22 protein-coding genes are annotated in these 25400 nt (G+C 46.4%); 16 read left to right on the top strand and 6 right to left on the bottom strand.

Translation table 11 applies throughout. The features are described from left to right. Positions 1 to 256: 256 nt before the first annotated feature. Entirely contained in the window at positions 257 to 853 is a 597-nt protein-coding gene (locus EWA64_RS03605; RefSeq protein WP_061893478.1) for a hypothetical protein, read from the bottom strand. A 125-nt stretch (positions 854 to 978) separates the two neighbouring features. Between EWA64_RS03605 and cydH the strand changes: the two genes are divergently transcribed. Together cydH and EWA64_RS03595 are read left to right on the top strand one after the other, a co-directional pair. Further along, a complete protein-coding gene (gene cydH, locus EWA64_RS03600; RefSeq protein ID WP_139045625.1) occupies positions 979 to 1071 on the top strand; it encodes a cytochrome bd-I oxidase subunit CydH in 93 nt (30 codons plus the stop codon). 15 nt (positions 1072 to 1086) lie between these two features. Continuing rightward, positions 1087 to 2265 carry a patatin-like phospholipase family protein gene (locus EWA64_RS03595; protein ID WP_061893477.1) on the top strand — a complete coding sequence of 393 codons (1179 nt, stop codon included), beginning with the start codon at positions 1087 to 1089 and terminating at the stop codon, positions 2263 to 2265. A gap of 30 nt (positions 2266 to 2295) precedes the next feature. On the opposite strand, the gene pyk is transcribed toward EWA64_RS03595, so the two are convergent. After that, positions 2296 to 3744: a pyruvate kinase gene (pyk, locus tag EWA64_RS03590; RefSeq protein WP_061893476.1), complete on the bottom strand. Its 1449-nt coding sequence runs from the start codon at positions 3742 to 3744 to the stop codon at positions 2296 to 2298. A gap of 262 nt (positions 3745 to 4006) precedes the next feature. On the opposite strand from pyk, the gene mlc reads away from it, so the two are divergent. Both mlc and EWA64_RS03580 read left to right on the top strand, forming a co-directional pair. Next, positions 4007 to 5224: a sugar metabolism global transcriptional regulator Mlc gene (gene mlc / locus EWA64_RS03585; protein ID WP_061893475.1), complete on the top strand. Its 1218-nt coding sequence runs from the start codon at positions 4007 to 4009 to the stop codon at positions 5222 to 5224. A 216-nt stretch (positions 5225 to 5440) separates the two neighbouring features. Beyond that, on the top strand, positions 5441 to 6382 hold the full coding sequence (locus tag EWA64_RS03580; protein ID WP_039429780.1) for a chemotaxis protein CheV: 942 nt from the start codon (positions 5441 to 5443) through the stop codon (positions 6380 to 6382). Between the two features lie 101 nt (positions 6383 to 6483). Here EWA64_RS03580 and EWA64_RS03575 read toward each other — a convergent pair whose 3' ends face one another. From EWA64_RS03575 to EWA64_RS03560, 4 genes are all read right to left on the bottom strand, one after another. Next, on the bottom strand, positions 6484 to 9558 hold the full coding sequence (locus EWA64_RS03575; RefSeq protein ID WP_061893474.1) for an error-prone DNA polymerase: 3075 nt from the start codon (positions 9556 to 9558) through the stop codon (positions 6484 to 6486). Between the two features lie 6 nt (positions 9559 to 9564). Next, positions 9565 to 10968 carry a Y-family DNA polymerase gene (locus EWA64_RS03570; protein WP_061893473.1) on the bottom strand — a complete coding sequence of 468 codons (1404 nt, stop codon included), beginning with the start codon at positions 10966 to 10968 and terminating at the stop codon, positions 9565 to 9567. Positions 10969 to 10972: 4 nt separating this feature from the next. Beyond that, positions 10973 to 11662, bottom strand: a complete 690-nt coding sequence (gene imuA / locus EWA64_RS03565) for a translesion DNA synthesis-associated protein ImuA (protein WP_061893472.1) — start codon at positions 11660 to 11662, stop codon at positions 10973 to 10975. Between the two features lie 142 nt (positions 11663 to 11804). Then, entirely contained in the window at positions 11805 to 12545 is a 741-nt protein-coding gene (locus EWA64_RS03560; RefSeq protein WP_039443360.1) for a YciK family oxidoreductase, read from the bottom strand. 130 nt (positions 12546 to 12675) lie between these two features. Between EWA64_RS03560 and sohB the strand changes: the two genes are divergently transcribed. The 12 genes from sohB (at position 12676) to EWA64_RS03500 (ending at position 25394) form a co-directional block, all read left to right on the top strand. Beyond that, complete coding sequence (gene sohB / locus EWA64_RS03555) at positions 12676 to 13737, top strand: protease SohB (protein ID WP_061893471.1); 1062 nt, start codon at positions 12676 to 12678, stop codon at positions 13735 to 13737. A 229-nt stretch (positions 13738 to 13966) separates the two neighbouring features. Next, positions 13967 to 14647 carry a (d)CMP kinase gene (cmk, locus tag EWA64_RS03550; RefSeq protein ID WP_039443355.1) on the top strand — a complete coding sequence of 227 codons (681 nt, stop codon included), beginning with the start codon at positions 13967 to 13969 and terminating at the stop codon, positions 14645 to 14647. Positions 14648 to 14756: 109 nt separating this feature from the next. Continuing rightward, complete coding sequence (rpsA, locus tag EWA64_RS03545) at positions 14757 to 16427, top strand: 30S ribosomal protein S1 (RefSeq protein WP_369435815.1); 1671 nt, start codon at positions 14757 to 14759, stop codon at positions 16425 to 16427. Between the two features lie 245 nt (positions 16428 to 16672). After that, positions 16673 to 16954 carry an integration host factor subunit beta gene (gene ihfB, locus EWA64_RS03540; RefSeq protein ID WP_039429764.1) on the top strand — a complete coding sequence of 94 codons (282 nt, stop codon included), beginning with the start codon at positions 16673 to 16675 and terminating at the stop codon, positions 16952 to 16954. A 136-nt stretch (positions 16955 to 17090) separates the two neighbouring features. Continuing rightward, on the top strand, positions 17091 to 17357 hold the full coding sequence (locus EWA64_RS03535) for a LapA family protein (protein ID WP_039429761.1): 267 nt from the start codon (positions 17091 to 17093) through the stop codon (positions 17355 to 17357). A gap of 15 nt (positions 17358 to 17372) precedes the next feature. Beyond that, positions 17373 to 18542, top strand: coding sequence for a lipopolysaccharide assembly protein LapB (gene lapB, locus EWA64_RS03530; protein ID WP_061893468.1), 1170 nt, complete (start codon positions 17373 to 17375; stop codon positions 18540 to 18542). A 66-nt stretch (positions 18543 to 18608) separates the two neighbouring features. Then, on the top strand, positions 18609 to 19304 hold the full coding sequence (gene pyrF / locus EWA64_RS03525) for an orotidine-5'-phosphate decarboxylase (RefSeq protein ID WP_039443351.1): 696 nt from the start codon (positions 18609 to 18611) through the stop codon (positions 19302 to 19304). 435 nt (positions 19305 to 19739) lie between these two features. Continuing rightward, positions 19740 to 20762, top strand: a complete 1023-nt coding sequence (locus EWA64_RS03520; RefSeq protein ID WP_065861075.1) for an ABC transporter permease subunit — start codon at positions 19740 to 19742, stop codon at positions 20760 to 20762. Beyond that, positions 20762 to 21805 carry an ABC transporter permease gene (locus EWA64_RS03515; RefSeq protein ID WP_061893531.1) on the top strand — a complete coding sequence of 348 codons (1044 nt, stop codon included), beginning with the start codon at positions 20762 to 20764 and terminating at the stop codon, positions 21803 to 21805. Before EWA64_RS03520 ends, EWA64_RS03515 begins: the two co-directional genes overlap by 1 nt. Positions 21806 to 21832: 27 nt before the next feature. Further along, positions 21833 to 23671 carry an extracellular solute-binding protein gene (locus EWA64_RS03510; protein ID WP_061893466.1) on the top strand — a complete coding sequence of 613 codons (1839 nt, stop codon included), beginning with the start codon at positions 21833 to 21835 and terminating at the stop codon, positions 23669 to 23671. 23 nt (positions 23672 to 23694) lie between these two features. Then, complete coding sequence (locus EWA64_RS03505; protein WP_061893465.1) at positions 23695 to 24561, top strand: ABC transporter ATP-binding protein; 867 nt, start codon at positions 23695 to 23697, stop codon at positions 24559 to 24561. A gap of 2 nt (positions 24562 to 24563) precedes the next feature. Then, positions 24564 to 25394, top strand: a complete 831-nt coding sequence (locus EWA64_RS03500) for an ABC transporter ATP-binding protein (RefSeq protein WP_039432666.1) — start codon at positions 24564 to 24566, stop codon at positions 25392 to 25394. The last annotated feature ends 6 nt before the right edge of the window (positions 25395 to 25400 follow it).

Raw genomic sequence — 25400 nt, 5'->3', positions numbered from 1 at the left:
TCAGCTGTCGCTTGAGTAGAAGACTAGCGATTTATCCGGTGTGGCGCAATAGATGACATTTGTTAATTTTGGCGGTTTGTCTGGTTTATATCTTGTAACAATGGAAGAAAGCAGATCGATCGTGGCTGAACATTGGCGGTGTGACAGACTATTATTCTGTAATTGACCAAGTGTCTTGGAAGATAAACTGTTTTTGCCCACTAGGGTGTATGGCTAGTTTTCATACACCCTCGCAGCAGATATTGTTGTGTTGTTGTTAAAACTTGAAGGTCAATCCCAAGTTGGATTGCAACTGATTCATCCAGTCGGTTTCGAAACGAATAACGCAGTTCTGTCCTGCCTCTGATGAAGTACAAACGCCCGATGTGTCATTATCGACCACAGTACCTAACCAGCGCAGTTGTGCTGTGAGTGCGAGATTGTCACTCACTTTATACTCGATACCGCCGAATATGCTGGCTGAGAAGCCAAATTTTTTGTCCGCCCAATCCACATCGGCATAGGAACTACCTAGCCCGAGTCCAAGATAACCAGTAAACCCAGATTGGGATGGATAGTAAATACTGCTTTGGAAATGTAAGTAGTGAAAGCCGTATTGATTTTCGACACCTTGCAAATCGGAGCTTTGGTAGGAATAGAAAAAGCCGACACGCCCTTTCTCAAGTGGCGTTTCTAAGGCAATGGCATAGCTTGTTGAGGGGGTGAGATCATAGCTTTTACCCGTGGCATCTTCTACCGCACCACCTCCGACGAAACCGAGAAACGGCGTAATCATCACATTCAATGTTTGTGCCTGAACTTGCGTGGTGATCAGCAAGCTGATAACGGCCAAAACGAGACTTCTATGTAACATACTAAATCCCTTTGTCTCCAATTGTTTAATTGTGATACTAGCTTCAAATTCGCGCTGGCATATTAGACAGTTCTTGAACATAATTCTTACAGCTGTTATTACTTTGTTACAGCATGGAGGTGCCTATGGAACACGATCTAAAAACAGCCCTAATCATCACAGCAACTGTGTTTGCGGTTCTACTGTCATTTGGTTTTATTGCGATCGCTGCCGCTTAAAATTAGGTAACAGCGATGGCAATAAACAGCGGTATTGTCACGAACGGTTACATCAACCTAGATACAGAGCGTTTTGCTAAGTACCAGCATGGGAAAACCGCATTGGTCGCCCAAGGTGGCGGGCAAAGAGGAATTTTCACTGCGGGTGTGTTGGACGCTTTTATCCTTGCCAATTTCGACCCATTTGATGAGTTTTTTGGGACGTCTGCGGGGGCGTTAAATCTTTGCTCTTATTTATGTCGACAGCATGGGCTCGGTAAAGCATTCATTACCGAGTTGACGACGTCTCAAGAATTTTTCAATCTTTTCAGCTATATCAGGAACAAGCAGTACTTGGGGTTGGATTGGGCCTTGGATAAGATCTGTGCTTATCCCTACAAGCTTGACTTAGATCTAGGAGAAGCGAGCTTGGCCTGCCGTCAAGCTTTTGCTTCTGTAACCGACACCAGTACGCTCACTGATAAATATTTGCCGATCTTTGGGCGAAATTGGTATCCAACTATGCTGGCAACTTGTGCGATTCCTAAACTCTATTCCAAGCCAGTGACGATTGGTGGGCGTGAGTATGTGGATGGCGGTGTCTCAGCCTCCATTCCTGTTCAGGAAGCTTGGCGCCGTAACGCCAGAGCCATTATTGTGATTCGAACAGAGCCGTTTACGTTGCCAGAAAAAGTGGATGTCAAGCAATCAGCCGCAGCGCAGAGAGAGGAAATGGAATGGTTTCGCCGCTCTTTTGGCAGCGTGCAAGGTAAGTGGCAGAGCCGGCTCAATCGATGGAAAGACGATTGGAGTCACTTCTTCCAGCAGCAAATTGCAGCATCCCAAAGTGAGAAAGGTGAACCAATTCGCTTGCTAAACGGTGGGCGTTGGTTGTTTGGGGCCGATAACATTTATCGTCTTAGCCATCTTATTGGCGATAACTTTGATTCAGGATTGGCGGATATGCTGATGGTGCACTATCAGACTTACACCTTAACGCGAGATTTTCTTGCCAAACCGCCAGATGATACCTTTGTAATTCAAATAACGCCGGATGGACCGCTACGTTCTTCGTCGTTGCTTAGCGATAAAAAAGATCTACTAGCGGATTATGAACTAGGCGTACAAGCAGGAAATCGGTTTATTGCTCAGTATGAGTCACTGCGCCAGACCCGAGTGAAAGAAACTTTGCTTCGTTTAGATGAAAGCCAGTAATCACTGGCTTTCCCATCCCTTAAGTAAAGCTTACTCAAACACAGGTAAGATGCGCATACAGTTGGTCGAGCCTTCTACATCCATAATGTCACCTTGGGTGATAATCACTAGGTCGCCAAATTCCAACAATTTTTTCTTTCTTAGCGTATTGAGTGCCGCAAGCGCAACGTCGAAGCCTGTCTCCACTTTGGTATCAAAGAACACGGGGGTGACGCCGCGATAGAGCGAACAGCGATTGAGAGTCCGTTCGTTGGGCGATAGGGCAAATATGGGCAGTAGAGAGTTTAATCTAGATGTCATCAACGCGGTGCGGCCAGATTCCGTTAAAGTGACCATCGCTTTGACTCCCTCCATATGGTTGGCCGCATAAATGGTCGACATGGCAATGGTTTCTTCAGCGGTGGCGAACGATTTGTCAATTCGGTAGTTTTGCGTACCTGCTTCAATCATCTTCTCTGCGCCGATGCACACTTCCGCCATGGAACGAACGGTCTCAACCGGGTATTTCCCCGCGGCGGTTTCGCCAGAGAGCATCACCGCATCGGTTCCATCGAGAACCGCGTTAGCAACGTCCATGACTTCTGCGCGTGTCGGCATAGGGTTTTCGATCATGGACTCCATCATTTGTGTCGCGGTAATCACCACGCGATTGAGCTCTTTGGCACGGCGGATCAGCTTTTTCTGCACACCGATCAGCTCGGGGTCGCCAATTTCAACCCCCAAATCGCCGCGAGCCACCATGATCACATCAGAAGCCATGATGATGTCATCAATATTTTCGTCATTCTTAACCGTTTCAGCCCGTTCCACTTTAGCCACCAGCTTGGCCTCTAATCCGGCATCCCGAGCGAGGCGTCTGGCGTAATTCATGTCTTCACCATTGCGAGGAAACGAGATGGCTAAGTAATCCACTTGGATTTCAGCGGCCGTTAGGATGTCTTGCTTATCTTTTTCGGTGAGTGCGTCAGCCGATAAACCGCCGCCTTTTTTGTTGATGCCTTTGTTGTTGGAGAGCGGCCCGCCGACAATCACTTCGGTATGAACCCGATTGCCCTCGACGTTCAATACTTGCAATTGCACTCTGCCATCATCCAGTAGCAGAATATCATTTGGCCCAACATCTCTTGGTAAGGCTTTATAATCGAGGCCGACGGAGTATTGATCCCCTTCACCTTTGGGTAGGTCGCTGTCTAACGTAAATCGGTCGCCGACATTGAGGTTTATTTTGCCTTCTTTAAACGTCGATACCCGAATTTTTGGGCCTTGCAAATCACCCAAAATGGCTACCTGCTTGCCTAATTTGGCCGCAATGGTGCGCACTTTTTCCGCACGTTGTTTGTGATCTTCTGTACTGCCGTGTGAGAAATTCATCCGCACTACGTTGGCTCCTGCACGAATTATCTCTTCCAAATTATTACCTTTGTCAGTTGAAGGGCCTAATGTAGTGACAATTTTTGTTCTTCTAAGCTTGCTGGTCATAGAGACTCCAGGAATGTGTGTGACACTTTCTATTGAGAAGCGTGGTCGGTTTATGGCTGACTTTCCAGCGTTATAGGAAATTTTTCATTTAAAAATAAGTTATCTGAGAATAAATCTATCAGCGATTAATTTGTGGATATTTGATTGAATACACAAAGATTCATGTTTATACGTGACGCTTGTCACGGGGTTCTATCAATTCACTTCACAATTACTTCGCAAAGTAAAAAAATTACTCAGTTATAGAATGTTGGAGTGCAAGATGTACATGGCTCAACCGGGCCATATTGATCATATCAAACAGATCAATGCTGGTCGTGTATATAAACTGATTGATCTCAAAGGGCCAATTTCCCGGATAGACCTATCCAAAGAAAGTCAATTGGCGCCAGCGAGCATCACAAAAATCACCCGCGAGTTGATCGAAGCGCATCTTGTGCATGAAACAACAGTGCAGGAAGCGACCAGTCGTGGACGTCCGGCGGTAGGGCTTCAAGTAAATAACGTCGGTTGGCAGTTTCTCTCGATGCGGTTGGGCCGCGGCTATCTGACAATTGCACTCCACGAGTTGGGCGGCGAAGTACTTATTGATACCAAAATCGATATTCATGAACGCGATCAAGAGGATGTTTTAGCCCGCCTTCTACACGAAATCGAAGAATTCTTTCAAACGTATGCAGAGCAGCTCGATCGCGTTACCAGTATCGCGATTACGCTACCTGGCTTGGTCAATTCTGAGCAAGGTATTGTGCTGCAAATGCCCCATTACAATGTTGAAAATCTCGCATTGGGCCCTGAAATCTATAAAGCCACCGGATTACCTGTTTTTATTGCGAATGACACCCGTGCTTGGGCTCTGGCCGAAAAGTTGTTTGGTCACTCGCAAGAAAATGAGAACTCCGTATTGATTTCGATTCACCACGGTCTTGGCGCTGGGATCATCTTAGACGGTCGAGTGTTGCAAGGGCGACACGGCAACATTGGTGAGTTGGGTCATATTCAGATAGACCCCAACGGCCGTCAATGCCATTGTGGCAACCGAGGCTGTTTAGAGACGGTGGCCAGTTCACAAGCCATACGCCAAGAGGTGTTTGAGCGTATCGCTCAGGGAGAAGAGTCCATTTTGTCTGGAATGGAAGAGATTACCATTGAGAGCGTTTGTGAAGCGGCGGCGAATGGCGACCCGCTGTGTGTGGCTGTGATTGAAAAGCTCGGCCGCTATTTGGGCTCAGCGATTGCTATCGTCATTAACTTATTTAACCCAGAAAAAATTCTTATTGGCGGAGTCATTAACCAAGCCAAAGACGTTCTGTATCCCTCGATTCGCCAATGTATTGAAGAGCAAAGTCTGCCCGTTTATCACCAAGATCTTGAGTTAGTCGAATCACGCTTCTATAAGCAAGCGACTATGCCTGGTGCGGCGTTAATTAAACAAGCGTTATACGATGGTTTACTGTTAATGAAGGTCGTCGAAGGTTAATGTGCCATTCTGGCCTGAACAAGCATCAGGCCAATGGTTCTACTATAAAATTTCTATTTTCTCGTATCTCACTATTGTTCTTGCGCTAGGTTTAGTGAGCTGCTTATCCCAAATCAGGTAAGTTGATTGCTATCCATTTTTCATTCATGTACTTTTGCTATGGCTTGCATTTTTTAGGCTATTTTTAATAGAGTTTTAACCCATTTAGGATGTTGTATGTCTGGAGTTTTAAATACTGTAGACCAGCGAACCAATCTGGTCGGCGAAAACCGTCTGGAGCTTTTGCTGTTCAGTTTGAATAGCCGTCAGTTATTTGCAATTAACGTGTTTAAAGTGAAAGAGGTGATGAAAGTGCCTCCTCTCACCAAGCTGCCTGGCGCGCATTACAACATTCGCGGTGTCGCATCGCTGCGTGGCGAGCCTGTGCCAGTGATTGATCTTAGGCGCTCTATCGGTTTTCCACCTTCGCAAATGGCTGGTCAAGAAGAAAACCTGATCATTACGGAGTACAACCGTACGGTACAAGGCTTCTTGGTTGGACAGGTACGTAACATTATTAACACCGCGTGGACCGAAATTCAGCCGCCACCAAAAACGTCCGGACGCAGCAATTACCTCACCGCCATTACGCAAGTGAAAGAAGGTGATAAAACGCAGATTGTCGAAATCATCGACGTGGAAAAAGTGTTAGCGGAAATTGTCGACTACGATGTGTCCATCTCCGAGGAAGTTCTTGATGAGAAACTGGTCAAAAACATGGTCGGGCGCAATGTGTTGGTTGTGGATGACTCTTCAACCGCGCGTAATCAGATCCGCGATACACTCTCGCAGCTCGGGCTAAATATTATTGAGTGCCGTGATGGCCTAGAAGCGCTGAGATTATTGAAATCTTGGTGTGATGAAGGCAAGGATTTGACCAAAGAGCTATTGTTGATGATTACCGACGCCGAAATGCCGGAAATGGATGGCTATAAGCTGACACACGAAGTGCGAAGCGATCCAAGAATGGCCAAACTCTTCATCACCTTAAACACATCACTCAGTGGCAGTTTTAATGAAGCCATGGTGAAGAAAGTGGGTTGTGACCGCTTCATCTCCAAGTTCCAGCCAGATTTGCTGGTGGAAGTCGCGCAAGACCGCTTAAGAGAAATTCTATAAGTGGCTCAGATTTGTTGCACATCACCAGAAAGGGAAGCGAGCGCTTCCTTTTTTGATGCATGTTTTTTAGGTACAAAGAGTGTCTTCGCCGCGCATATGGATTAGTGAAAGTCACGCGAGTGAGTACTCAGTTCTGTCAGATATGGTGTCAGGTCGATGAGCTTGCCTGCAATCACATGAACGACCTCGCCCTCTCTTTCTAAAATGCCCTTCACCATCAGTGCCTTTGCAGAAAGATAAGCGTGCTTTTGCGCTCTTGCGGTGGCTTGCCAAACGACCACGTTAATATTGCCAGTATCATCTTCTAGGGTGACAAAAGTAACGCCCGTCGCGGTTCCCGGTGCTTGGCGACCCGTTACCAAACCTGCAACGGTTACGGCAGAGCGGTGGGAAAGCTGGCTTAGCTCCTGACAACGTACGAATTTGGGCAACATTCCGGCCCGTGACAACATAGTGATGGGATGCTGGCCAAGAGAAACGCCCGTGGATGCAAAATCTTCAATCAAATTCTGGTAGTCACTCGGCGTGGAGTGAAGCGAGTGGTCACTATTTACTATGCTGGAAAATAGGGGTAAGTCGCTCAGTGAGTCCATCACTTGCCAGCGAGTTTGATAACGATTTCCAGAAATGCTGTGCAGTGCGTTGGCTGAAGCTAAACTTTCCATATCTCGCTGGTGATTAAGTGTCTGCTTGACCGCATTGATCGTCTGGTAACCTTGTGCCGGGCGGTGCTGGATCAGCCGATGGATTCCTTCTTCGCTCAGCCCTTTGACTAGACTCAGCCCTAAGCGAATCGCAAGCGGCTTTTGCCCAACACGTACGAGAGTGTGCTGCTTTTCAGAGCCATTAACGCACACAGGCAATACCTCGATACCATGTCGCTGCGCATCTTGAATAAGTTGTGATGCACTGTAAAAACCCATCGGTAAGCTGTTGAGTAAAGCTGCATAAAATTCAGCAGGGTAGTAATGTTTGAGCCAGGCGGAGCAGTAGGCGAGTACCGCAAAAGAGGCAGAATGACTTTCAGGAAAACCATACTCACCAAAGCCGCAAATTTGTTCAAAAATTCGTTCGGCAAATTGCGCTTCATAGCCGCGCTCCTGCATGCCATTGATAAGCTTCGATTTAAATTTGAATACGCTACCATTTTTCTTCCAAGCGGCCATCGCACGACGTAACTGGTCTGCTTCACCGCCGCTAAAGCCTGCGGCGACCATCGCCAGTTTGATCACTTGCTCTTGAAATATTGGTACACCTAAAGTGCGTTCTAATACCGCTTGTACCTCTTTGGATGGGTAAGTCACGGCTTCTTCTTTGCGCCGCCGTTTTAAAAATGGGTGGACCATATCCCCTTGGATTGGTCCTGGGCGAACAATCGCAATTTGGATCACCAAGTCATAATAATTGGCTGGTTTTAAGCGTGGCAGCATGCTCATTTGAGCACGTGATTCAATCTGGAAGACACCAATCGTATCGGCACGTTGGATCATCTTGTATACCTGTTGGTCGTCTTGCAAGCGTGTGATCTCGGCGAGGGAAAGCGTACGGTGGTGGTGATGTTGAATCGATTGAAAGCAGCGTCGGATCGCCGTTAGCGTGCCTAGTGCCAGTATGTCGACCTTCAGTAGCCGCAGGCTTTCAAGATCGTCTTTATCCCATTGAATGATCGTTCTTTCCGGCATAGCCGCGTTTTCCACCGGTACCAGCTCATACAGTGGGCCTGCGGAGATGACAAAGCCGCCCACATGCTGAGAGAGATGTCTGGGAAAGCCAATAATCTCGTTAACCAAGTGAATAAAATGCTGCCCTTTGAGTGAATCAGGCTTGAGTCCAAGCTCAACAATTTGTGCCTGCCAGCCGAGCGAGCGATCGCGGCGATTAATGTTTTTAATAAAAAACTCTAGCTGAGTCTCTTCCAGCCCAAGCGCTTTACCCACTTCTCGCAGTGCGCTTTTGAAGCGGTAGGTGATCACGGTTGCAGCTATCGCCGCTCGCTCTCGACCGTATTTGCGGTAAACGTATTGGATAACTTCTTCGCGGCGTTCATGTTCAAAATCCACGTCAATATCAGGCGGTTCATTACGTTCTTTGCTAATAAAACGTTCGAACAAAACCGAGATTTGACGAGGATCGACCGAGGTGATTTCCAAGCAATAGCACACGACAGAATTCGCGGCTGAGCCCCGGCCTTGATAAAGAATGTTCTGCCGTTTGGCAAACATCACGATGTCGTGAATGGTGAGGAAGAAAAAGGCGTATTGAAGTTCTTTGATTAATGCTAATTCTTTGCTAATGATCTCCTCGATATGAGCGGGTACACCGTGGGGAAAACGGCGGTATTTGCCCGCATGGACGAGGTGTTGTAAATAGCCGTCGGGGGTAAAGCCATCAGGGATCAGTTCACTTGGATATTGATATCTCAGCTCATCAAGGCTGAAGGTACAGCGTTTAGCAATCTGCACACTTTCGGCTAGCCATTCGGCTTTGAAGAGTTTTTGCAGTTTCCCGGCATCGCGCAAACTGCGCTCGGCATTGGTTAATCTATCTGTCCCCAGCTCTTCGACAGTACAGCCTTGGCGAATGGCCGTTAAGGTATGTTGCAAGGGCAAACGTTCGCTGTGATGCATGAGTACGCCGCCACAAGCCGTGATGGGTAGATTGAGCTCTTTGGCGAGAGATAGACAATGCTCGCGGTACGTTTGGTCGTCATGGTGCAGATGTCTTTGCAACCCGATCCAGAGCCGGGAAGTATGGTGGCGTTGCAACCATCTTCCCCAATGCAGATCGCGGCTTTTCCCACAAGGCAACCAAAGGATCAAACAGTGCTTGGCAGACATCAAGTCCCACTCCGATAACTGGTATTCTCCTTTAGTGCAGCGTCTTCTGGCGTTAGTAATAATCCGGCATAACTCAGCATACGCAAGGCGGTCTGGACACAACAACAGGCATTGGCACTCACCGCTTAACCATAACATGCTGCCAACGATCTGACGGATGTTGAGTTGATGCTCTTTGATCGCGGTATGAGCTCGCACAACCCCAGCTAGTGAGCACTCATCGGTGATGGCAATGGCGTGATAACGGAGAAAATCCGCTTGTAAAACCAGTTCTTCTGGATGCGAAGCGCCAGTGAGGAAAGAAAAGTTACTTTGGCAAAAAAGTTCGGCGTAAAGCATCGTCAATCAACAGAAAAGTCCGTGAACAAACCAGCGTTGCTGTGGATCGCGAAAGATCCATAGCCACTGACCATCATGAGTTCGGGCGATGAAGTAGTCGCGCATTACATCATCGCCATCCCACCAACCGCTGACCACTCTTTCTGGCCCGTGAATTAAATCGACTTGTTGGCGCAAAACCTCAGGAGTAGTTAGAAGAAAGCTAGGTCGCAATGCATGGCAATCAGGAAGGCGATGTGGGGACGACTGCAAAACGGGCCGATAGTCGGTGGCTTTTTCTGGCCGTGGATCTTGCTTAAGGGAAGGTTGTACAACGGCCTCGTTACCCAGTTTAGCCTGCAACAGCGAGCAAAGCTCAGCAGCGGATAGAACGCCAGTCAATTTTGAAAACAGCTCCGCTTTATTGAGCCCATGCTCACCTTGCCTTTGCACTTCAAGCGTTAAACGCGTTACGGGGGCGTCTAAGGTTAAAGATTCCAGTGTTAGGCAAGCAAGCGTTTGCCACTTGTGCCAGAGGTAATCTCCTTGTGCTGAAGTAAAAATAACGCGCTTGCGCTGTCCTTCGCGTTGTTGCAATGTCAGTGCTAATTCATAGGCAACCTGATCTTGTAATCGGAGGTGGTTTTCAAGCTGCTTTAATAACTTGCTCAATGGCTTTTCTAACCACTGCACATTTTCAATCTCATACAGTAGCTCAAGTTCTTGGCGAAAATGGGCGGGCGGGTGATAAAAATCGACGGGATGTTTAAATTGCCCGGTCAGCCTACCGAGATAGTTGACCAGATCGATATCAAAACGCCGTGCAACCTCTGCAAGAGGCAAAGCCAATAAATCCGCTAAGGTGTTAATCCCGACGCGGCGCAGTTTCTCGACCGTTGCAACGGACAGTTCAGTGCATTGCAAATCGTGCTGCCCTAAGCGCAGGGCAATGGCATCGCGATCATCACTTAGTAAATCATTGCCTGCTTTGGCAAGCAGCATGGCGGCAAGGGGAGAGTAAGCACAAGCATAATGGAAGCGCAGTGAAAGCGGTTTTAAATGAGCCGATAAAACTTGCCAGTAACCTGCGAGGCCAGAGTACAACTGCAACATATGGCTAGCGCGGATCAACAGTCCTTGCGGAGGCATCAGCACCAGATCGGCGGTCACCAGATAGAGCCATTGGGCGATCTCTTTAAGCCTATTGTTCTCAATGTCTGCATCATAAGGCACGACTTGCAAATGGGCACAAAGCGCAGCAGCGCTTGCAAGGCCCATATTAGGCTGAACTCCGGCTGCTTTAGCGGCCGCATTGCATTGCATGACCTGGTGAGAGTGCTTATTGACGATGGCAATTGCAACGTCCTTCTCTGCCTCAGTAAGACTGTCTAATTGCAAAGCGGGAAAATGGAGATAGAGCCATAGATTCATCGTACTAGCCCTCTCGAACCACAGGAAAAGAAAGCACGCTATCGGGTAACGTCGCGCTCGGTAAGGTTAACGACGTAAAGAGTGGCCGAAAGTCGATCTCAGTGGTACCTCGTGACCAACCGCCTTTGCGCTTTATCACCTGCACACAGAGGCCAAATGGTCTTGGCTGTAGAGTAAGGCTGAGTGATACAGGTAATGAAAGACGCATGGGTTGCGGTAAACGAAAAACGAAAATCAGACTGGCGCCTTGTTCACTGGCAACTTGGAGCCGTTTCACCTGATGGATTTCAAGCTCGTTTTGCCACAGCAAAACGCAGCGACAAGCGCCACTTTTTAAACATTGTTCTGCCGCCCACAATGCTTTTTTGGCTGAGTCAGGCAGGAGAACGAGCGTTTCTGCTAACGGATAGCCTAAGTAAGCGAAAAAGGCGGCATTAACCTGAGCTGGCGGTTGCAGCAAAACGACCATGCCTTCTTGGAAGCGTTGTTGCAACAAGGATGTCAGCAAACGCAGCTCGCCAATCGCCAACTGAGACTCTATCTCCACCACGCCGTGAGAAGGAAAACCGCCACCAAGTAGATGATCTAGCTCGGTATAGCCTGAGCTTATGACAATGTCACTCTGCTCAGTCGAGGTTTGATCGGCTTGCCAGATTAAGTGCTGATTTTTTAAAGTTTGAATGATATCTTGCATAGAATAACACCTGTATATATATACAGTATATTGATGCGAGAGAAACTGGCAAGAAAATTTAGCGACAAAAATGAAAAGGGCCACAATACGAAAGTACTGCGGCCCAAAGGTAAAGAATTACTCAAACGGTGAGAGGCGATTATTAACGCTTTGGTTGAGCATCAATGCACTGACCATTGACCTTTGTGGCTGGATCCATCAAGTGTAGATAAAGCGGCATTAAGTCTGCCGGTGTTTTCAAACTATTTGCGTCTTCGCCAGGGTAAGCTTTCTCGCGCATGCGGGTACGGGTAGCACCCGGATTAATCGCGTTCACACGTATCGGCGTATTGCTCATTTCGTCGGCCAGGATCTGCATCATACCTTCAACGGCAAACTTAGAAATAGAGTACGAGCCCCAGAAAGAGCGGCCCACATGGCCCACCGTTGATGAAGTAAAAATAATTCGCCCTGCTTCAGCTTTACGCAATAAGGGCAGCAGCGCTTGTGTCATCAGAAACTCCGCCTTGACGTTGATTTGCATCGTATCGTCAAAGTCTTCTTCGCTGATCTGATCAAACGGGCTTAAAGTGGCGAGCACACCAGCATTATGTAGTAGGCCGTCTAAGCGACCAAACTGGCCTTCAATGGTCTCCGCCATATCGATATAATTTTGCTTGCTTGCACCCTTGAGATCGAGCGGAATAATCGCCGCTTGAGGGTAACCCGCCGCTTCAATTTCATCGTAAATACTTTCAAGGTTTTTGACGTTGCGGCCTAATAAGATAACGGTCGCGCCGTGTTTTGCGTAGGTTAGGGCTGCTTGGCGACCAATGCCAGCACCAGCACCTGTTACCAGAATCACTTTATTGTTCAGGGCATCTGCAGAGGTTGAATAGTCCACCGTGCTCAATCCTTCTTGATTTTTTGTATGGTTCCTATGTTGCAAAATCAAACAGATATGCAACGGAAAGTCTTGGTAATCGTGACAAGATGGTTACAATACACTAATTCACACTTTAGGGGGTATCACATTGGAATTTTTATTGGACTATGGCCTGTTTTTGGCCAAAGTTGTCACCTTTATTGTGGCGGTGGTAGTGCTGCTGGTGCTGGTTAAATCAGTCAGTAGCAAATCATCTTCGAGAAAAGGCCAACTGGAAGTGACGGATCTATCTGAGCAGTACAAGCATACGGTTGAGCATTTAGAACATTACCTGCACGATGAGGCTTTTCTTAAAGCTCGCGACAAATTGACTAAAAAAGAAGAGAAAGAGAAAGACAAAGCGCGCGATAAAGAGATCAAAAAAGCGGCCAAAGAGGGGCATCTAGAGAGCAAACGTGAGTCGCATCTGTTTGTGATCGATTTTCATGGCAGTATTGATGCCAAAGAAGTGGCTTCGCTGAGAGAAGAAGTGACTGCGATTTTAGCGGTCGCAAAACCTGGAGATGAAGTGTTACTCCGCTTGGAAAGCGGTGGCGGTATGGTTCATGGCTATGGGTTGGCCTCTTCGCAGTTGGATCGCATTAAAGCGGCTGGGTTGCCTTTGACCATCTCGGTTGACAAAGTGGCAGCCAGCGGCGGCTATATGATGGCTTGTATCGCCGATAAGATTGTCTCTGCGCCATTTGCGATCGTCGGCTCGATCGGTGTGATTGCGCAGTTGCCTAATTTCAATAAATTATTGAAAAAACACGATATCGAGTTCGAGCAGCTAACGGCTGGCGAATACAAACGCACCCTCACTATGTTTGGTGAGAACAGCGACAAAGCCAGAGACAAATTCAAGCAAGAGCTGGAAGAAACACATGGACTCTTTAAAGATTTCATTCGTCAGCATCGCCCTGAATTAGATTTAGATAAAGTAGCCACTGGCGAACATTGGTTTGGTACTCAGGCACAAACGCTTGGTTTAGTCGATGAGATTGCTACCTCAGATGATCTGATTGTGGCCGCTTGTAAAGAGAAAACGGTGCTTTCAATTCACTATACGCAAAAGAAAAAGCTAGCCGATAAATTAGCGGGTGTGGCTGGCAAAGTGGCCGATGGCGTACTGCTGAAATTGGTTGAAAGAGGGCAAAAACCCATCTTGTAAAAGAGTCATGTTAAAGCGACAGCTTTGAGCAAATCAGCCTATAACAACTCTAGCGGTGAGAGTAAAAGCTTTCACCGCTTTTCTTTTTTTGCCACTGCGTTGAGAAAGTATTTCCATGTGCAATGCTTTACACGGCTTTTGTCCTCGCCCGAGAAGCGGTTTCGCTCTATAATATGCGCCGCTGATATGGGGCATACGCCCGAAGAAAGAAAACAAAGTGGAGAAGAACATGTCCTCTCAGACTCCGGTGATCACCGTAGATGGACCAAGTGGTGCAGGTAAAGGCACTCTTTGTATGTTGCTGTCGAAAAAGCTCGGCTTTCAACTGTTAGATTCTGGCGCAATTTACCGTGTCTTAGCATTGGCCGCGATTCATCATGGTGTGGATACCGAGTCGGAAGATGCGCTTGTCCCGCTAGCTACACATCTTGACGTACAATTTATTGCTGAAGGCGACTTGGTCAAAGTTATTCTTGAGGGTGAAGACGTTTCTAAAGAGCTGCGTAAAGAAGAAACCGGCATGGCGGCGTCAAAAGTGGCAGCATTACCACGAGTGCGTGAAGCGCTATTACGCCGTCAGCGCGCCTTTGAAACGGCTCCGGGTTTGGTGGCGGATGGCCGTGACATGGGTACCGTTGTTTTCCCACAAGCACAGGCGAAAATTTTCCTTGATGCCAGCGCGCAAGAGCGTGCGCATCGACGCCTTAAACAGTTGCAAGATAAAGGGTTAGATGTTAGATTTGACGACCTTTTGAGCGAGATCCAAGAGCGTGACGATCGCGATCGTAACCGCCCAGTGGCGCCATTACGCCCTGCAGAGGATGCGCTTGTGCTCGACTCTACGTCGATGAATATCGACGAAGTGGTCGAAAAAGCACTACAATATATCGAATCGAAGCTGGCTGAGTAATTCTGCTCAGTCAGGTAAGAGCGTCGATCGCAAGGATGATGATTGGCGAATTTAATAACCCCATGCGGTAGGATACCCATGGAAGTTTAATTTTTTGAAGATTAAATAAATGACTGAATCTTTTGCTCAACTCTTTGAAGAGTTTCTAAACGAGACCCAATTCCAACAAGGTACTATCGTTAAAGGTACTGTAGTTGCTATCGAAAACGGCTACGTTCTTGTTGACGCTGGTCTTAAGTCTGAGTCTGCAATCCCTGCTGAACAGTTCAAGAACGCTGCTGGCGAACTTGAAGTTGAAGTTGGTTCTGAAGTAGACGTTGCTCTGGACGCTGTAGAAGACGGTTTCGGTGAAACTCAACTTTCTCGTGAGAAAGCGAAGCGTCACGAAGCTTGGATCGTTCTTGAGAAAGCTTACGAAGAAGCTGAAACTGTTGTTGGTATCATCAACGGTAAAGTTAAAGGCGGTTTCACTGTTGAACTAAACGGTATCCGTGCTTTCCTTCCTGGTTCTCTAGTAGACGTACGTCCTATCCGTGACACTGCTCACCTAGAAAACAAAGAGCTAGAGTTCAAAGTTATCAAACTTGATCAAAAGCGTAACAACGTAGTTGTTTCTCGTCGTGCTGTTATCGAATCTGAAAGCAGCGTAGAGCGTGACGAACTTCTAGAAACTCTACAAGAAGGCAGCGAAGTTAAAGGTATCGTTAAGAACCTAACTGACTACGGTGCGTTCGTAGATCTAGGTGGCGTTGACGGCCTGCTACACATCACTGACATGGCGTGGAAGCGTGTTAAGCACCCATCTGAAATCGTTAACGTTGGTGACGAGATCCTAGTTAAAGTTCTTAAGTTCGATCGTGATCGCACTCGCGTATCACTAGGTCTGAAGCAACTAGGCGAAGATCTATGGGTAGCAATCGCTAAGCGTTACCCAGAAGGTCACAAACTGTCTGGTCGCGTTACTAACCTAACTGACTACGGCTGTTTCGTTGAAATCGAAGAAGGCGTTGAAGGTCTAGTACACGTTTCTGAAATGGATTGGACTAACAAGAACATCCACCCATCTAAAGTTGTTAATGTTGGCGACGAAGTTGAGGTTATGGTTCTGGAAATCGACGAAGAACGTCGTCGTATCTCTCTAGGTCTGAAACAGTGTAAAGCTAACCCATGGCAGTCATTCGCTGAAGCTCAAGCTAAAGGCGACAAAGTTACTGGTAAGATCAAGTCTATCACTGACTTCGGTATCTTCATCGGTCTAGATGGCGGCATCGACGGTCTAGTTCACCTGTCTGATATCTCTTGGAACGTACCAGGAGAAGAAGCAGTTCGTGAATTCAAGAAAGGCGATGAAATCTCTGCAGTAGTTCTAGCTGTAGACGCTGAGCGTGAGCGTATTTCTCTAGGCGTTAAGCAAATGGAAAATGACCCATTCAATGCTTATGTAGCTGACAACAAGAAAGGCGTTCTAGTAAACGGTACTGTAACTGCAGTTGACGCTAAAGGCGCAACCATCGAGCTAGAAGATGGCGTTGAAGGTTACATCCGCGCTTCTGAAGTATCACGTGACCGTATCGAAGATGCATCACTGATCCTGAGCGTTGGTGACAAAGTTGAAGCGAAATTTACTGGCGTTGACCGTAAGAACCGCGTAATCAACCTGTCTATCAAAGCGAAAGACGAAGCTGAAGAGCAAGAAGCAATGGCAACTATCAACAAAGCGGACGACGCTGCGTTTGGTAATGCAATGGCTGACGCTTTCAAAGCAGCTAAAGGCGAATAATTTACGTCTTAGAAAAGGGGCCGCAAGGCTCCTTTTTTTTGTCTGCGCGTCACACAAATTCAAAATCATAGTATTGATTTCAGAAGATATTTACACAGAGTCTTGATAGTTTTGCTGATAAATCTACACTTATCTTTAAAAGAGGTAGTTGGGTGGTGGATTTTTCACTACATTTTGTAGCAAGTGTTTGTTGGAATTGATATTACTTACTATAATGAGTGGTAAAATGACTCGAAGGGGAAACTATGACTAAGTCTGAGTTGATTGAAAGACTCTGTGCTGAGCAGACGCATCTGTCAGCAAAAGAGATTGAAGATGCTGTCAAAGATATTCTGGAGCACATGGCTTCGACTTTAGAAAGTGGCGATCGTATTGAGATTCGTGGTTTTGGTAGTTTCTCACTTCATTACCGTGAGCCAAGAGTTGGCCGAAATCCTAAAACAGGTGACAAAGTGGAATTGGAAGGTAAGCACGTTCCACACTTTAAACCGGGCAAAGAGTTACGTGAGCGCGTAAATCTTGGCTAAGTGAACAGAATATTGACGAAAAGCGGCATACTTAGCGTATGCCGCTTTTTTATGATTAGATAATTGCTATTATCCGTGGTCTGGAGAATCGTTTTCCTGCATAATCTATCGGCTAACACTCGAAGGGTGATGAAACATGAAAATTATAAAAATCATTGCTGTTATAGCTCTCTTTCTTATAGCTCTGGCTTTAGGCTCGCAAAATCAGCAAGTTGTTACATTTAACTATCTTTTGGCAAAAGGTGATTTCCATTTATCAACGTTGCTTGGTGTGGTTTTTGTTGCAGGATTTGCGCTCTCTTGGGCCATCTTTGCGAGTATCCAATTTAAGATGCAACTGAAGTTACGCAAATTGAACAAGCAGTTGAAAAAACAGAATACCCAAATGGAAAAGCAAGCCTAAGGACAAGTTAGCTGAATGCTTGAATTACTCTTCTTGTTACTCCCGATAGCGGCAGCTTACGGATGGTATATGGGCCATCGTAGCGCACAGGATGACAAGCGGAAACACTCTCATCAGATCTCCCAGCAATACATGACGGGTCTTAATCTACTCTTATCTGATCAATCAGATAAAGCGGTGGATCACTTCATTGAGCTACTGCAGGTCGATAATGAAACGATTGATACACATCTAGCTTTGGGCAATCTGTTTCGCTCTCGAGGTGAGGTTGATCGTGCGATTCGTATTCACCAAAACCTTATCTCTCGCTCCGGCCTGACATTGGATCAAAAAAACCTAGCTCTGCAACAGTTAGCGAAAGATTACATGGCTTCGGGTTTTTTAGATCGAGCTGAAAAGATTTTTGAGCAACTTGTCGAAGAACCGGATCATCGTGATGCGGCTTTGCAGCAGCTGGTGAGCATCTATCAACAGACTCGTGAGTGGGAGAAAGCCATTCACTATGCTCATTTGTTACTCAAAACAGGCAAAACGTCGATACGTAAAAGTATTGCGCATTACTGGTGTGAGCTGGCGATGTTGGAACAGGCAGATGGCAATCGCACCAAAGCGATTAGCCATTTTAAGAAAGCCTTAGCAGAAGATCCGAAATGTGTTCGTGCTTCGATCTCACTTGGACGTATCTATCTCGATACTGAAGAGTATCGCAAAACCATCCAGCACCTGACCGCTGTGCTTGAGCAAGATCCCGACTTTGTCAGTGAAGCATTGCCTATATTGGCTGAATGCTACCATCACTTAGGGCAAGAAGATGAGCTGGTGGAATTTCTTCGTGAATGTATCAATAAGAAAGCGGGCGTATCGGCAGAATTGATGCTAGCTCAGCTTGTCGCACATCACGAAAGCGTTGCTGCGGCTCAAGAGTTGCTCACCAGACAACTGATTAAAAACCCAACTATGAAAGGCTTCTACCGTTTGATGGATTACCACCTCACGGAAGCGGAAGAAGGACGAGCAAAAGAGAGCTTGACCACCTTGCAAGCCATGGTGGGTGAACAACTGAAAGTCAAACCTCACTATCGATGTCGAAAATGTGGCTTTTCCACCCACTCACTGTATTGGCATTGCCCCTCTTGTAAGGGGTGGGGGACGATTAAGCCAATCCGAGGATTGGACGGTGAATAGTTTTAATGCAGTTGGTATCAAAGTACCAGCTGCATTTTTTTAGCAATGAGTATATTAGGAGATGAAATGATCGACCAAAAAGTTATCGTGGCTTTAGACTATGACAATCAAGCTGACGCGTTAGCCTTTGTGGACAGAATTGATCCCATGTCATGTCGCCTGAAAGTCGGCAAGGAGATGTTTACACTATTTGGTCCGGATTTCGTTCGTGAATTACACAAGCGTGGTTTCTCTGTCTTTTTGGATTTGAAATTTCACGATATCCCAAATACCTGTGCCAAAGCAGTGAGGGCGGCCGCGGAGTTAGGGGTATGGATGGTAAACGTTCACGCCAGTGGCGGTGAACGTATGATGAGTGCTGCTCGAGAGATTCTACTGCCGTACGGAAAAGAAAGGCCGCTTTTAATTGGGGTTACTGTGCTGACCAGCATGGAACAGAGCGATCTGGCAGGTGTTGGCTTAGATATTGAGCCTCAGCAGCAAGTGATGCGTTTGGCTTCTTTGACAAAAAATGCAGGTTTGGATGGTGTAGTCTGCTCGGCACAAGAAGCAACGCTATTGAAACAAAACTTAGGACAAGAGTTTAAATTAGTCACTCCAGGTATCCGTCCTCAGGGTTCAGAGCAAGGGGATCAACGGCGTATTATGACTCCGGTTGAAGCAATCGCCGCAGGATCCGATTACTTAGTGATTGGCAGACCAATCACTCAAGCAGCAAGCCCAGCAGATGTACTAGAGTCTATAAATACAAGTCTTCTCTAGTTTCATGGGTTCGCCATGTGATACTTATGAGAGTGTAGTGTGAAATAGATCGCATTATTTGCGTATATTTATAAAAAGTTTTTAATGCATAAAAAAGCACAAATAATGAATTTTATTTGTGCTTTTTTTGTTTTTTCAGGAGGAGATAGCTCGGTAAACCTTGATGAAAAGGGAAACTATTGACTAGTTCAATAGTACAGAAGAGAAAGATAGCAAAGATCCGTGATTATCTATTCAAGATGTGAAGCTAATGTGACAGGCATATTAGCAGTTTCGAATTTGATATCAGTTCAGTATTTTGTTTTAAATGCATGCTTAGCTGTCAAATCATGGCGGCTGAGGTGATCGAGTACCTTCTGCTTGGTCATGATTTTGTTGTAACGGGATTGTTGCAACTTTTGGAACTGATTTGTCACAGCATGGAGCTCGTTGTAGGTGTTATCGTATATCCTCCGACGTATGGCCTTAATTGTCCCTACGTTTCTCGGCATCACTATTCTCATTTTTGCGATTACGCGATTTGTCCCTGGCGGGCCAGTGGAGCGTATGTTAGCAAGCATGCATTCTGGCAATGACACCGCGACAGTCAATGTTGCAGGAAATAACTCGGCACTTTCTGAAGAGCAAATGGCCGAACTCAATGCCTTTTACGGCTTAGATAAACCCGTCTTTGAAGCATACGCAGAGTGGCTTAGCCGATTATTGGTTTTGGATTTCGGCGAATCGACACGCTATTACGAACCCGTTGGTACCATGATCGCTGAACGTCTGCCTGTTTCGCTATTTTACGGTGGTATGACCTTTTTTATCAGCTATTTCATCTCCATCCCTCTGGGTTATTTTAAAGCGATCAAGCACGGCTCTGTATTTGATTCAACCTCTTCCATTCTTATCTTCGTGGGTTATGCTTTGCCTGGCTATGTAGTGGGCGTTTTTCTTATTACTGTCTTTGCATACCACCTTGAATGGTTTCCAATGGGCGGATTTGTCGGGGATGATTTTTCCGATTACGAAACATTTTTAGAACAAGTGAAAGATATTATGTGGCACGCAATATTGCCGCTCATCTGCTATTTAATTGGTGATTTTGCCACCTTAACCATGACGATGAAAAATAGCCTAATGGAGAACCTGTCTTCCGATTATATTCGTACCGCGATTGCTAAAGGCCTACCATTTCAAAAAGCGGTACGTAAGCATGCTCTGCAAAATAGTTTAATTCCTATTGCCAGCCACTTTGGTAATTCATTGTTGTTCTTCATGACGGGCTCCTTCTTAATTGAAGTTATTTTTAATATCGACGGAATTGGTTTACTCGGTTATGAGTCGATCATTGAACGGGATTATCCCGTTGTGATGGGAATTGTGGCAATTAATGCAGTCATGTTGATGGTTGGAAATATTTTATCGGATCTCTGCGTAGCGCTAACGGATCCACGAGTGAGGTTCGGCGCATGATGATCAATGTAAGCCCTTTAACACAGAAGAAAATTCGTGCATTTAAAGAGATTAAGCGTGGTTACTGGTCATTCATCATCTTGGTCACTTTGCTGGTGCTTTCGCTGTTTGCTGAATTTCTCGTCAACAGCAAAGCGCTGGTGGTGAAATATAACGGCGATTGGTTTTTCCCTGTGGTGAGTGATGTTCGCCCAGGTAGCGATTTTGGCTTGGACTATTCAAGCGAAACGGACTACCGCAGCTTGAAAAAGCAATTTGCACAAGAAGGTGGCTCCAATTTCGTGCTGATGCCACTGGTGCCATGGAACCCTTACGAGCAAGATTTTAGCGGTGATTTCCCGCCTGTTGCACCAGATGCCCAAGCCAAACACTACCTCGGCACCGACGTAATTGGCCGCGATATTCTAGCCAGATTGGTGTATGGCTTTCGAACTGCGATGGGGTTCGCTCTGGTGACGATGGCGGTCTCCTATGCCATAGGCACCGTTGTCGGCTGCGCGATGGGTTTCTTTGGGGGTAAGTTCGACCTTTTTGTTCAGCGGCTTATCGAAGTTTGGTCTATGGTGCCTTTTCTCTATGTCATCATGATTTTGGTCTCCATTACACAACCCACTTTTGCCCTCTTTGTGGCGATAAACGTACTATTTGGTTGGATGGGGATGACGTGGTACATGCGTACCATGACCTATAAAGAGTCGGCTCGAGAATATGTTCTGGCTGCGAAAGCGTTGGGGGCGTCTACTTGGCGTATTTTAATGCACCACATCTTGCCAAATACCATGGTGATGATTGTCACGCTCGCTCCATTTACCATTGCCGGGAATATCACGGCGCTGACTGCGCTGGATTATTTGGGGTTAGGTCTGATGCCACCAACGCCAAGTTGGGGTGAGTTGTTACAACAAGGAAAGTCGAATCTGGATTCACCTTGGATAGTCTCGTCCGTGGTCACTTCCATCGTTGCCATTCTCGTCATGGTGACGTTTATAGGCGAAGCGATCCGCGCGGCATTTGATCCTAAGAAATTCACCAGATACGTATAGAAACGCCAAAACAAGGAAGAAACAGAAATGAAAAATAATAGAGTGGCGCTGTCCGTTTTTGCTGCGTTAGCGGCAGTCAGTTTTAATCTTCACGCACAGAGCTTGCCTGCTGATATCAATTGGATCAGCAATAACGAGGAACCGCTATTCGCCTCACCGGAAGCGAAACAAGGTGGGACACTGCGTACATACTTGACCAGTTTTCCGCAAACATTGCGTAGCGTTGGCCCGGATGCTAACTCCGGTCTGCGTCACTACTTTATGGATGGTGCGCCCAAATTGGCTCAGCGTCATCCAAACACAGGTAAGTGGATACCACAATTAGCAGAAGCGTGGGCGTTTGATGCCGACAATAAAACGGTTTACTTCAAACTGGACAAAAACGCTAAGTGGTCTGACGGTGAGAAAGTAACCGCCGACGACTATGTCTTTATGATGAAATACTACCAATCAAAAGACATTATTGATCCTTGGTACAACGACTTCTTCACTAACAGCATCAAAGAAGTGGTGAAGTTTGACGATCACACTATCGCGATCAAAACGTCAACGGCACAAAGCGCCGATGCTTTGATGGTGTTGATCAATATGCCAAGTAACGGCTTACAGCCCCGTCCACAGCACTTTTTCAAAGGTGCTAAAGACGAAAATAACGACGGTATGCCAGACGATTTCGTACGAGCTTACAACTTCAAAGCTGAGCCAACCACAGCGCCATACTACATGGATGATGTAGACAAAGGTAAGCGTGTCACTTTCAAGCATGTAAAGAACTGGTGGGGTTACCACAATCGTTACTACCAAAATCGCTACAATGTTGACAAGGTGCGTATCAGCATCATTCGTGACCAAGACATCGCGTTGAAACATTTCGAGAAAGGCAACCTAGACTATTTCGATATGGTGCTACCTGAATATTGGCACAGCAAAGCCGATTCTGAAGGTTTTAAAAACGGTTACATTCATAAATTCTGGGGATTCAACCAAGCTTCCCAAGGCGCGGGTGGTTTGTGGATCAACACCGCCATGCCGCTGCTTGATAACTTAGAAGTGCGTAAAGGATTGATGTTTGCCACTGACTACGATGGCATGATCGAAAACATCATGCGTGGTGATTATTCGCGTAAACCTCACGGCCTAGGATTTGGACATGGTGAATACGACAAAGCAGACAATAAAGCGCCAGAATTTAGTGCTGAGAAAGCGATAGCACATTTTGAAAAAGCGGGGTTTAACGTGATTGGCCCTGATGGCATTCGCATGAATGACAAAGGTCAGCGCTTGTCTTTTGCCATCACCTACGGTTACCAAAGCTGGACGCCGCGTATTGCTTATCTTAAAGAGCAAGCCAAACTCGCAGGCTTGGAGTTTACCTTAAATCTGGTCGATGGCTCTTCGGCATTTAAATACATTTTGGAGAAAAAGCATCAACTGGCTTTCCTCAATATGGGGTCGGGTGAAATTCCGGCTTATTGGGAATACCTCCATTCGGACAACGCGAATAAACCGCAAACCAACGCCCACACGAACTTCAGCAGTCCTGAATTGGATAAGCTGATCGAAGCTTATGATGCGGAGTTTGACGAGCAAAAACGCTACCAGCTCTCTCATCAAATTCAGGACTACGTTAGTGACGCAGCCATTATTGTTCCTGGATATATGGTGCCCTATACCCGAGCAATTCACTGGCGTTGGCTGAAAATGCCAGCAAATCCAATGACGAAGAAAACCGAAGATTTCTTCCATCCTATGGAAATCAGCAACTTCTGGATCGATCAAGAGGTGAAAAAAGAGACAGAAAAAGCGATGAAAGCTGGCAAGACGTTCCCTGAAGTCACGGTTGTTGACGACAGATTTAAGCTGTAACTAAAGGATATAGGGTCAGGAAGATGGACAGTGAAGCTGTACTAAGTGTCAGAAACTTAGAGACTGAATTTCTAACAGACAGCGGGCCTGTGCAAGTGCTGCATGGCGTCAGTTTTGATGTCAAAAAAGGCCGCACACTGGGCCTAGTGGGGGAGTCAGGATGCGGTAAAAGTGTCACCTCGATGTCCATCATGGGGTTATTACCGAAACCTTATGGGCGGATCATCGGCGGCGAGATCCTTTACCGTGGGAAAAACTTGGCTGCGCTACCGGCACAAGAAATGTACGCCATGCGTGGTGATCGCATTTCTATCATCTTCCAAGACCCTATGACGGCGCTGAACCCAGTGCACACGGTCGGCAAACAATTGATGGAAGTGCTTAAACTGCACCGCCCAGAATTGAGCCGCAGTGAGCGCCGCAGTCATGCATTGGAGATGCTGAAAAAAGTGCATATCCCGATGCCGGAGAAGCGTTTGGATGAGTATCCCCATAACCTTTCTGGCGGCATGAGACAACGTGTCATGATCGCTATGGCGTTGGCTTGCAAGCCTGAAATATTGATCTGTGATGAGCCGACTACAGCGCTGGATGTGACTGTACAGGCATCAATTCTTGATCTGATCAATGAGTTGCAACAGGAAACGGGTATGGCCGTCGTTTTTATCACTCACGATCTCGGGGTGGTAGCGGAGATTTGTGACGATGTTGCAGTCATGTATGCAGGAAAAATCGTCGAGTATGCGGACGTCTTTGAGCTGTTTGATGCACCCAAGCACCCGTACACAGAGCGCTTAATGGGACTCATGCCGAGCCTAGAGCATGCCCCTAAACAGTTGATTGAGATTAAACCCATCGATATCAGCAAATTTCCGGAATTCAGAGGGTGATCATGGAAGAGATATTGAGAATCGACAATCTCAAGCAACACTTTGTTTCGGGTAAAAAATTGTTTGCCAAAGGGTACACAGTCAAAGCCGTTGATGGTGTATCTCTTTCGGTTAAACGTGGTGAAACGCTTGGTCTCGTGGGCGAATCAGGGTGTGGTAAAAGCACTTTGGGCCGAACCATTTTAAAACTGTTCGAGCCCACTGAAGGCAAAATCTATTTTGAAGGGCGGGATATTACCCAACTCAGCCCGAAAGAGATGCGTCCTTTGCGTAAAGAGATGCAGATTGTTTTTCAAGATCCGCTCGAGTCGCTCAATCAACGCCATACCATAGGCATGATTTTGGAAGAGCCGTTTATTATCCATAAAGTGGGCACGGCGGCGGAGCGTAAACAGTGGGTAGTTGAACTACTTGAAAAAGTCGGTCTACCAGCGAATGCGGTCAGCCGTTATCCGCATGAGTTTTCTGGTGGGCAGCGTCAACGTATTGGTATTGCCCGAGCCATTGCGCTTAAACCTAAATTACTTATTTGTGATGAATCTGTATCGGCGTTGGATGTTTCCGTACAGGCACAAATTATTAATTTACTCTTAAGACTACAGCAAGAAATGAATCTGGCCATGATATTTATCTCTCATGATTTATCTGTAGTGAGACAAGTATCCGATAATGTTGCCGTCATGTACTTTGGAAAAATAGTGGAATACGGAAAATCGATTGAACTGTATGATAATCCACAAAATGAATATACAAAGAAATTGCTTTCTGCTATACCAATTACTCATCCAAAGTATAGAAAGAAAAAGCGAGAACTCCCTCGGAAAATTTCCTAGCGAAGC

It is taken from the genome of Vibrio cidicii (assembly GCF_009665415.1).
GTDB classification, from domain to species: domain Bacteria; phylum Pseudomonadota; class Gammaproteobacteria; order Enterobacterales; family Vibrionaceae; genus Vibrio; species Vibrio cidicii.
This window is presented reverse-complemented; position numbering and strand designations above follow the sequence as displayed.

Excerpts from the sequence above, each read along its gene's own strand:
- EWA64_RS03510 (WP_061893466.1), top strand. The coding sequence starts at position 21,833 with ATGAAAAATAATAGAGTGGCGCTGTCCGTTTTTGCTGCGTTAGCGGCA.
- rpsA (WP_369435815.1), top strand. The coding sequence starts at position 14,757 with ATGACTGAATCTTTTGCTCAACTCTTTGAAGAGTTTCTAAACGAGACC.
- EWA64_RS03595 (WP_061893477.1), top strand. The coding sequence starts at position 1,087 with ATGGCAATAAACAGCGGTATTGTCACGAACGGTTACATCAACCTAGAT.
- cydH (WP_139045625.1), top strand. The coding sequence starts at position 979 with ATGGAACACGATCTAAAAACAGCCCTAATCATCACAGCAACTGTGTTT.
- EWA64_RS03605 (WP_061893478.1), bottom strand. The coding sequence starts at position 853 with ATGTTACATAGAAGTCTCGTTTTGGCCGTTATCAGCTTGCTGATCACC.
- EWA64_RS03535 (WP_039429761.1), top strand. The coding sequence starts at position 17,091 with ATGAAAATTATAAAAATCATTGCTGTTATAGCTCTCTTTCTTATAGCT.
- ihfB (WP_039429764.1), top strand. The coding sequence starts at position 16,673 with ATGACTAAGTCTGAGTTGATTGAAAGACTCTGTGCTGAGCAGACGCAT.
- lapB (WP_061893468.1), top strand. The coding sequence starts at position 17,373 with ATGCTTGAATTACTCTTCTTGTTACTCCCGATAGCGGCAGCTTACGGA.
- cmk (WP_039443355.1), top strand. The coding sequence starts at position 13,967 with ATGTCCTCTCAGACTCCGGTGATCACCGTAGATGGACCAAGTGGTGCA.
- imuA (WP_061893472.1), bottom strand. The coding sequence starts at position 11,662 with ATGCAAGATATCATTCAAACTTTAAAAAATCAGCACTTAATCTGGCAA.
- EWA64_RS03580 (WP_039429780.1), top strand. The coding sequence starts at position 5,441 with ATGTCTGGAGTTTTAAATACTGTAGACCAGCGAACCAATCTGGTCGGC.
- pyrF (WP_039443351.1), top strand. The coding sequence starts at position 18,609 with ATGATCGACCAAAAAGTTATCGTGGCTTTAGACTATGACAATCAAGCT.
- pyk (WP_061893476.1), bottom strand. The coding sequence starts at position 3,744 with ATGACCAGCAAGCTTAGAAGAACAAAAATTGTCACTACATTAGGCCCT.
- EWA64_RS03505 (WP_061893465.1), top strand. The coding sequence starts at position 23,695 with ATGGACAGTGAAGCTGTACTAAGTGTCAGAAACTTAGAGACTGAATTT.
- mlc (WP_061893475.1), top strand. The coding sequence starts at position 4,007 with ATGTACATGGCTCAACCGGGCCATATTGATCATATCAAACAGATCAAT.
- EWA64_RS03575 (WP_061893474.1), bottom strand. The coding sequence starts at position 9,558 with ATGCTTTACGCCGAACTTTTTTGCCAAAGTAACTTTTCTTTCCTCACT.
- EWA64_RS03515 (WP_061893531.1), top strand. The coding sequence starts at position 20,762 with ATGATCAATGTAAGCCCTTTAACACAGAAGAAAATTCGTGCATTTAAA.
- EWA64_RS03500 (WP_039432666.1), top strand. The coding sequence starts at position 24,564 with ATGGAAGAGATATTGAGAATCGACAATCTCAAGCAACACTTTGTTTCG.
- EWA64_RS03570 (WP_061893473.1), bottom strand. The coding sequence starts at position 10,968 with ATGAATCTATGGCTCTATCTCCATTTTCCCGCTTTGCAATTAGACAGT.